Source organism: Methylorubrum sp. POS3 (genome assembly GCF_043352485.1).
Taxonomy (GTDB): domain Bacteria; phylum Pseudomonadota; class Alphaproteobacteria; order Rhizobiales; family Beijerinckiaceae; genus Methylobacterium; species Methylobacterium suomiense.
Map to the genome: position 1 here is coordinate 1 of NZ_JAPRBT010000055.1, position 9,452 is coordinate 9,452.

Sequence of the window (9,452 nt, forward strand, 5' to 3'; positions counted from 1 at the left end):
TCATCCCGACCTCCTCAGATCGGAAACTACTCTACCAGATCAGGGCGTTTTCACACAGCCTGCACCCTTAGCGGACCTTCGGCGGAAGCAGGTCAAATGTCCGCAAGGGGTCAGGAGTTCGCCTCCACTTTGTTCGTCTTCGCGCCATTAGCCGACATCAGGATCGCGGCGTCTCAACCGCCGCTTTCGACCCCATCCGGACCTTCGACGTCACCACCTCGAATGTCCGCAAGGGGTCAGAAGCGGCGGTTTAGCGTGTGCCAGCCAGAGGTTGGCTCATCGCGCAATGCGGCGCCTCGAGAGCATGGGGCAAAGCCGCTATGAATCAGTGGCTCACGCTGCACCCGTGGCTGATGAGAGCGGGTGCACGAAAGTTGCCCTTTTCGAGCTCCCAAAAACCTCAGGCGATCGCACGGACTTAGCGCGCTGCGGAACCAGCGGGCGTTGCACGTAATCCAAAGCTGCTGTGCCCTTTGAATACTGACCAAATCAGGACGCAATCAAGCGAAGCATACTGGTGGTCGCTTTTGGTACTTCTGGCGATTCGCAATGGGTCCGGTTCCGCCCACTGGCCTTGGCTGCGTAAAGGGCCTCGTCGGCCTCTCGGTAGAGGTCTTCGTTCGACGCAGCCCCGCCGGTGGCAAGACCGATGCTGACCGTGATCGAGCCAGCGGCGATGCCTTTGGGACCGAGAGATAGCGTCGCCACCTCCCGGTGAACCTTATCGGCAACGCGCACCGCGCCTTCTTGGCCCGTATTGGGCAAAAGTACCACGAATTCCTCGCCGCCAATGCGGGCCACAAGATCCTCGGGGCGATGCACGCTCGCCTTCAGGCATCCTGCGAGCCCTTTCAGTACCGCATCGCCCACCGTGTGTCCGAAGCGGTCATTGATGCGCTTAAAGTGGTCAGCATCGATGACGAGCAAGCTCAGCGGCATGCCTGTGCGTCGGGAAACGTCTCCCGCTCGCGAGAACGCCTCCTCAAAACGGCGTCTGTTCGCCAGCCCCGTCAGCGTATCGGTCAGCGATAGCCGAGACAGTTCGGCCTGCATCGCAGCGCGGCGTTGGAGTTCGCGCCCGAACAGTACCGAGAGCGCAATTGTCAGGCTGCACAAGGCCAGCACGATGCTCCCGATGACGAGGGCTTTTGCCCGCCACCCGGCCTCGATCTCGTCAACAGAGAGTGCCACGTTCAGGATCATCGGCAGGTCCCCGACGCGGTTGAACGTGTACAACCGTCTCACGCCGTCGCGGACAGATGTTTCAACGAAGGTCCCGTTCCCCTCGCGCGCGAACCGGTCGAAGGTTCGGGAGCCTGCGATATTCACCCCGACGTCCGTTTCTAGGTAGGGATGACGCGTGATGCGTGTGCCGTCGTTTAAGTACAAGTTGATGGCCCCCTCCTTCCCGAGGCCAATACGGTCGAACAGGTGAGTGAAGTAGGACAGCTTTAGGCAGCCCAACACGAGGCCGCCGAAGGTGCCGTCGGGCTTATCGATCCGTCGCGTGAAGGTAAGCATGCGCTCCCCCGTAAGACGCGAGACGATGGGCCGTCCGATATGGAGACCAAGGTGCCGGCTGGCCTTATGCGCCTGAAAGTAGTCGCGGTCCGCATAATTGCCTTTGCGCGGCGGAAAGGCAGCGGCGTCTATGATGAGTGTCCCGTTCTCGTCGAGGACAAACATGCCGCCAAGGTTGCGCGCTGAGGCTGCACGGTCGAATAGAACGAGTTGGCGCATCTGGGGCTCAAGCTGTGCGAGGCCCGGAACCCGTAGATTGTCTTGAACGGCACGGAGCGAGAGGTCGATGATCTCGGCATTGCGAGCGATGTCGCGTTCAATGACTTGCAGCAGGTTCGTCGAAGTTTGCCCCGCCTTGTCCCAGGCATCCTGTCGGAGATCGAGGAGCAATACAGCGGAGGCAGCAAGCATGCCGAGCGGTGCTAGGACACTGAGAGAAATCCACGTACGAGCGGAGCAAAATTGGCGCGCCAGCCGGTTGGCAGGACCATCCGGGAACACTTTCAGGCATCGTGTTGATTGACTGGCGTCTAAGCCCACAGCTGCCCAAAAAGACTTAAGCCGTGAATGCTCGTGACTCTGGGGCTGTTTCATAGTTTAGGACTTGTTCTTAAGATCGCCTCGAAGCTCGCCTTCTTGATTCAACCGAACTGTCGCTACGTCTGAATGGCACTGCAGAAACTAGCCGTGATCGGCATGTCGCGTGCGAACGGTAACAATGATGTATCGGGGATCAGTTCGGGCAGGCGCCCAGCCAGGATATGATTGCAGTACACATCATCAAGGGACTGGGAGTCGCCCGGTTTGATCAGGTGTTCGAGGCCCGGGGCGTCGACACGGCGAAACACGGTGCGTCCGCCTACGAACTCTGAGAAATATGCAACCTCCATACCGAGGTGGTTGCGAATGGCTACAAGTGCGTTTTGGATTACATCAGCGCCAGCTGCGGCTTTGGCCGCAATTGGTTGCAAACGTTCAGATGAAAGCAGCATAACAGCCCTGCGACGCGGGGTGGTCGCTTGTAAATACGCATAAACGCAAAAATAGAACGTTAATAGCGGTAAGGATGCAAATCTATCATTTGATAAAAATCCATAGTGCGTCAAAGTTTTACGCCCCTGCTGGGGCCTGATTTGGCATGCCAATAGGTCAGGTGGGCTGGACGGCATAATTTCTTAACCAGAGACGCCGTCGGCATCCGCTGCGCGCGCGCATCATCAAAGGGCAACATCTCGCGCAAAGGGGGATCGGACCTACCATGTGCCCAGCGCGCGTTTACGAGCGCACTCAGATCGACGAAGCGTCGGGCGAGCGCATGTTCTGTTCGAAAGACGAGGCGGAGGCCGCAGGTTGGCGAGGGCTAAGAAGCTGAGAATGCCGTGGCAGCCGGTCCCAGACACTGTTCGCCCAAGATCGCCGTGCCAGCTGAGCGAGTTGGCAGCCGCGCCTGTGACCGGACGGCTTATAGACTTCGATGGCGAAAAGGATCGCACCATTCCAGCAATGGTGCGCGAGTTGATTTTTTGACATCGACTCAGCCTCTTCAACTTTCGCGTCAAGCTAGTTTTGCTCCACGAGAATAAAGTGCTCGCCGCGTCAGGATAAATTCAATAGGCAACTTTGAATATTATTTTATCATTGTTACGATCCGCAGGTCTGACAATGTCGAACGCTGTTTAAGCATGGCACGTGAATAATTACACTTTGCTCATAAGGGAATCGTGAGATATATTACCGATTTAGCCAATTTATTACAGAATCTAGAGAAATCAATAGCATATCATTTGCAATTTATAAAATACATACTGGATATTCACATCATTGTGAACAGTATCATATTCATTGCGCTGTAAATCATCAGCGGACATTGGATGACATTAATCCATATTAAATAATCGGTTTCCAATAACACAGTGTCATTCGTAACGATAAATTGAGGCTTGCTGTGAGGGGCGCTCTGACCATACGAAATAAGCTGGTTGCAACGATCAGCCTGTTCCTCATCCCAATCTGCCTCTTCGCTGGGCTTTTCGTGCAGCAATCGATGACCAACATCCGCTTCGCCGAGGCGGAGCGAGGCGGCATCGCGCAGATCCGGGCCGTGTGGCAGATAATGCTTCTGGCCGCGACTCAGCCCACAGAGGGTGCTCTGCCAGCCGCCGCCGTCGAGGCCGAGCGGGCAGTGAGTGCCACACACTCCGAAGCGAACAAGGCCATCACCGCCTCCGATACCCTCGGTACTGCGCTTTCGTCCGGTGATCGCGCCGCTAAGACTGCGGCCGCTCGTGCCCTGATCGATGCTGTAGGCGACGGCTCGAACCTACTGCTCGATCCCGACCTTGACTCATTCTATGTCATGGACACTGCAGTGGTGCGCCTGCCTGAGGTGCTTGAGCTGAGTCGCAAGCTCGGCGCCGACGCTCGCGCCCACGCCGGCAATGTAGACCTAGGCAAGGGCGACTACGCAACGCGACTGATCGATCTCGGCAAACTACGTGCGGGGGTTGAGGGTGTCGAGCGCGGCCTCGGTAAGGCTTTCGCCGCCAACGCCGGACAGACGCACCAAGCACTTACGGAACCGCTCCAAACCTTAGTAGGCACCTATACGCGTCTTTTCGCCAACGCCGATGCCATCTTGCAGGCGCATGAGGCTAGGCGCCGCCCGGAAGCTGAGACTGCTTCGTTGGAAGACGCCGTCAGGGCCGCCATCGCGGCCAACGACCAGCTTCAGCGAGCGAGCATAGACGAGCTCGATCGACTACTGATTGCCCGCATCGATAGCCTCTTCAATGCAATGATGCTCGCCAGTGTTGCCGGCTTCAGCGTCGCGGCACTTGCCTTTGGCCTTGCATGGCTCTTGAGCCGGTCTGTGGTACGGGCGCTTGACGGGCTTGGCCGCCGCATTCGCGTCCTGGCCGACAGTGACGTGACTGCCAAGGTGCCAGAGGCAAAGGGAAACGACGAGATCGCCGAACTCGCCCGGGCCGTCGTGCATTTCCGCGACCGCACTGCCAGTCAGATCGTCGAGTCTGCTAACGCCGACCGCCAGGTAGAGCGCGACGCCTGGGTCGCCTACATGGTTGAGATCTCGGAGCGCATTACTGGAGCCACTCGGCACGCCATGGGCCGCTTTGAGACGCTAGCTGGGACCATGAGCAAGACCTCGACGAGCGTCAGCGGGCAAGCCTCCACCACGCGCGAGCGCCTAGATCGCTCCGTGGATCAGCTCAACGTGTCGGTCGGGGGCGTGACAGGTGTCGCGGCGGCCCTGACCCAGCTTTCGGCGTCCGTCGCCGAAATCGCGACCCAGGCGAGCCAATCGAACTCAGTGGTCCGGCAAGCGAAGGAACAGGTGCTGCATACCCGCACACTGGCGGCACAGCTCGATCAGGCCAGTACCCGCATTGGCACCGTGACGAACGTGATCAGCCAGATCGCGGCGCAGACGAACCTGCTGGCGCTCAATGCCACCATAGAGGCGGCGCGGGCTGGGAATGCCGGACGCGGCTTCGCGGTGGTCGCCAGCGAGGTGAAAATGTTAGCTGAGCAAACGAGTAGGGCGACTGCTGAGATCGGTCAGCAAATCACGGCCTTGCGCTCTGCCTCGCACGCGGTCCTGTCGGCGATGGGCCACATCGACGAGACAGTCGCAGCGATCAGCACGACAGCGTCGGCCATTGCGAGCGCTGTCGAAGAGCAGAGTGCGACTACCGCCGAGATTGACCGGAGCGTACAGGCGGCCGCCGATCAGACGCGCTCAGCAATTCAGGATCTCGGCGTCGTGCCGGCTGCGGCTAACGAGACGGATCGCCTAGCGATCGAGCTGGCACGACTTGCTCACGACCTACTCGGTGAGGCGGGAACGTTCAGTACGCGCCTCGACGAAGTTGTGCATGCAATCTCCGAGCGACGGTCGTCCGAGCGCCGCAAGGCGTGCACGTCTGCACAACTATTGGTCGGCGGGCAAACTATCACCGCGCGGTTGGATGACATCAGCGAAGGTGGAGCACGCCTTCTCATCACGGGGGTGTTGCCCAGCGCTGGGACCGCACTGACGGTCGAGCTCGGCGACGGCTGCGTCCGTCGCGCCAGCGTAGTCTACGCAGAAGACGATGCTATCGGTGTGCAGTTCCAAGCCGCGGATTGGCTCGATCCCGAAATGATCGCCCGGCTCAGCGCGAAGCTAGACAAGGCGGCTTAGTGAAGGCGCGCCCCGGCGGAAGAGGCTTCTCTCCGTAAGGGCCGCTACACAGATCGTCGAGCGCTTTCCGCATGAGTGCGGTGAGTCACCGCTGTCGTGGCGTCGTTGGCATTGCCGCGGCGAGTGCGCTCGCGTCCTTTGGCTGTAAGGCACCGAGGGTGCGGACCCTGGTCGCTCGCGTCGAGATGCTGTGAAGTCGGCTATGGGTCGAAAGCGGCGGTTCGGCGCTTGCCGACTAAATGTCGGCTGACGGCTCATCGCAGCCAGCCAAGGCGGACTTATCTCTTGCTGGAAACAGGAGCTAAGACCACCACGGGTCAGCCGCTTGTACGGCCCTCAAAACATGCGAGCGGGCGCACGAAAACCGCGCTTTTCACGCATCCGTTCGGCTTGATACCCTTCACAACTGGACAGCTGGTATAATTAGATTGCTTCGCCCAGCGTCCGGCCGAGGGATATCTTTTCACCCCGGCCGGAATCGAATTTCTCCTTAATGTTCATGCAATCAGTAAGTCTGACGTGTTCATAGGTCCAATGTTGGCCGAGAAGGTCGCCAGGACTTGTGCGGCGGCGCTACCGGTTCCGTCGTCGTCCCAGCTCAGCTGCTTGCTGGTGCTGTTGTAGATGAACTGCCCATGGTCCGCCGTGGCCGCAGTGCCGTTGACGAGCCAGTCCGATGGAAGGGTCGTGCCGGCGGTCAGACCGCTGAAACCTGTCGCGGCGACCACGATTTTGTCCCCCTGCGAGCGGGTGAAGTCGAGGATGAGATCCGTACCTCCGCCCGGGCTCGCGAAGAAGAACTGGTCAGCCCCCAGCCCGCCGGTCAGCGTGTCGGTTCCGGCCCCACCAATCAAGATGTCATTGCCCGCACCGCCGTTGAGGCTGTCGTTGCCTGCCCCCCCGGAGAGGGTGTTGGCGGCGGCGTTGCCGACGAGGGTGTTGTTGAGGCTATTGCCGGTTCCGTCGATGATAGTCGAACCGGTGAGGGTCAGGTTCTCGACAAAGTTGCTGAGGGTGAAGGTCACCGCGCTGTTGACGAGATCGGTGCCGCCGGCATCGACGCCTGAGCCGAGGGCCGTCTCCTCGCTGACGATGTCGCCCGTGTTGTCGACGGTGTAGACGTCGTTGCCTGCCCCGCCGAGATGGGTGTCGGCCCCCAGGCCGCCGATGAGCGAGTCGTTGCCGGACCCGCCGATCAGGGTGTCATTCCCTGCCGCGCCGTTGAGGATATCGTTGCCGTCTGCGCCGGAGAGGACGTTGTTGGCAGTGTTACCGTTGAGAGTGTTGTTCAGGCCGTTGCCGGTCCCGTCGATGGTGGCCGAGCCGGTCAGCGTCAGGTTCTCGACGAAGCCACTGAGGGCGAAGGTGACCGCGCTGTTGACGAGGTCGGTGCCGCCGGCATCGACGCCCGAGCCGAGAGCCGTTTCCTCGCTAACGACGTCACCTGTGTTGTCGACGGTGTAGGTGTCGTTGCCCGCGCCGCCGAGGAGGGTGTCCGCCCCGAGGCCGCCGTTGAGGCTGTCGTTGCCGCCGCCTCCGGACAGGATGTTGCCCGCGCTGTTGCCGACGAGGGCGTTGTTCAGTTCGTTGCCGGTTCCGTCGATGGTGGCCGAGCCGGTCAGCGTGAGGTTCTCGATGAAGCTGCCGAGGGTAAAGGTGACCGCACTGCTGACGAAATCGGTGCCGCCAGCATCGATGCCTGAGCCGAGGGCTGTCTCTTCGCTGACGACGTCACCCGCGTTGTCGATCGTGTAGGTATCGTTGCCCGCGCCGCCGAGATGGGTGTCGGCCCCCAGGCCGCCGATGAGCGAGTCGTTGCCGGCCCCGCCGATCAGGGTGTCGTCCCCCACCGCGCCATTGAGGATATCGTTGCCGTCTCCGCCCGAGAGGACGTTGTTGGCGGTGTTGCCGTTGAGGGTGTTGTTCAGGCTGTTGCCGGTCCCGTCGATGGTGGCCGAACCGGTCAGCGTCAGGTTCTCGATGAAGCCGCTGAGGGCGAAAGTGACCGCGCTGTTGACGAGATCGGTGCCGCCGGCATCGATGCCCGAGCCGAGAGCGGTCTCCTCGCTGACGACGTCACCTGTGTTGTCGACGGTATAAGTGTCGTTGCCCGCGCCGCCGAGGAGAGTGTCCGCCCCAAGGCCGCCATTGAGGCTATCGTTGCCGTCCCCTCCGGATAGGATGTTGGCCGCGCTGTTACCGATGAGGCTGTTGTTCGAGCCGTTGCCGGTTCCGTCAATGGTGGCCGAACCGGTGAGGGTCAAATTCTCGAAGAAGTTGCCGAGTATGAAAGTGACCGAGCTGTTCACCGTATCGGTACCGCCAGCATCGACACCTGAGCCGAGGGCAGTCTCCTCGCTGACGACGTCACCCGTATTGTCGACGGTGTAGACATCGTTGCCCGCGCCGCCGAGGAGAGTGTCCGCCCCGAGGCCGCCGTTGAGGCTGTCGTTACCGCCTCCTCCGGACAGGATGTTGGCCGCACTGTTGCCGACGAGGGTGTTGTTGAGGCCATTACCAGTTCCGTCGATGATGGCCGAACCCGTCAAAGTCAGGTTTTCGAAGAGGCTCCCAAGGGTGTAGGACACCGAACTGTTCACAGTGTCGGTGCCGCCCGCATCGACGCCTGAGCCGAGAGCAGTCTCCTCGCTGACCACGTCGCTGAGGTTGTCGACGTTGTAGACGTCGTTGCCTGCACCGCCGATCAGGGTGTCGGCTCCGGCTCGTCCATCGAGCCGGTCAGCCCCCGCGCCGCCCTTAATGACGTTGTTCTGATCGTTGCCAGTACCGGTGAACCCGGACGAACCGGTATAGGTCAGGTTCTCGACATTGCTTCCCAGAATATAGCTCGCGAGGCTCGTCTGCACCGTATCGGTGCCGCCATTCGTGTCTTCGACGACCACGTCCCCGGCATTGTCAACGATGAAGATGTCGTCGCCCCTAAGGCCGGTCATACGGTCGGCGCCGGCAAGCCCGTTGATCGTGTCGTTGCCGTTCGTCCCAATCAGATTGTCAGCGCCAGAGGTGCCGGTAAACGTGCCGCCTACGACGACTGAGGAATCCACGACCACGAAATCGGCGGCTGAGATCGTCGCTTTATTGTCGAGAGTAGCGAACTGGATCGCAGTGAAAGCCGTACCGCTTCCGTCGGCATCGTAGAAAAGGGCGCCTGTGCGTGAGTCGTAGAGAATGCGGTCGTCGCTATCCTTCGAGCCAGTGCTCAGATCTTTGAAGGCCGAGGCGGAGAGTGCACCGGTGCTCAGCGCCGTGAAGACGCTCGCTTCGAGCTGAATGGTGTCGTCAGCGGCCAAGAAATCGCCGATGCGATCGGCGTTGCTCGCGAGAAGGGATGCGCTGAAGGCGAAGATGTCTGCCCCCGATCCGCCGCTGAGATAATCGACACCAGCGCCGCCGTCCAAGGTGTCCTGTCCATTGTTGCCGTAGAGTGTGTCGGCGTCGAGCCCACCGTTGAGCTGGTCGTTGCCGGTCCCGCCGTAGAGGTAGTCGTTGCCGCCTTCGCCGTTGAGGACGTTGACCGTGCCGACCGCGTCGCCGCCGCCGGTCAGCGGGTCGTACTCGGCGTAGAGGTAGTCCGCGTCGTTGCCGCCCGAGAGCGTGTCCGCGCCGCTGCCGCCGTAGAGGCTGTCGCCGCCGTCGCCGCCGAGCAGCGTGTCGTTGTCGGCCCCGCCGTTGAGCTGGTCGCTGCCCGTCCCGCCATCGAGGCGATCGT

4 protein-coding genes are annotated in these 9,452 nt (G+C 60.8%); 1 reads left to right on the plus strand and 3 read right to left on the minus strand.

Translation table 11 applies throughout. The features are described from left to right. Nucleotides 1-489: 489 nt before the first annotated feature. Complete coding sequence (locus OWC43_RS24465) at nt 490-2,022, minus strand: diguanylate cyclase (RefSeq protein ID WP_393958902.1); 1,533 nt, start codon at nt 2,020-2,022, stop codon at nt 490-492. A 155-nt stretch (nt 2,023-2,177) separates the two neighbouring features. After that, nucleotides 2,178-2,627, minus strand: coding sequence for a hypothetical protein (locus OWC43_RS24470; protein WP_393958903.1), 450 nt, complete (start codon nt 2,625-2,627; stop codon nt 2,178-2,180). 827 nt (nt 2,628-3,454) lie between these two features. On the opposite strand from OWC43_RS24470, the gene OWC43_RS24475 reads away from it, so the two are divergent. After that, the gene (locus OWC43_RS24475; RefSeq protein ID WP_393958904.1) at nt 3,455-5,722 is read left to right on the plus strand and encodes a methyl-accepting chemotaxis protein; all 2,268 of its coding nucleotides are present in this window, start codon (nt 3,455-3,457) and stop codon (nt 5,720-5,722) included. Between the two features lie 497 nt (nt 5,723-6,219). Here OWC43_RS24475 and OWC43_RS24480 read toward each other — a convergent pair. Continuing rightward, on the minus strand, nt 6,220-9,452 hold a 3,233-nt coding region (locus tag OWC43_RS24480; RefSeq protein WP_393958905.1), incomplete at its 5' end, for a beta strand repeat-containing protein.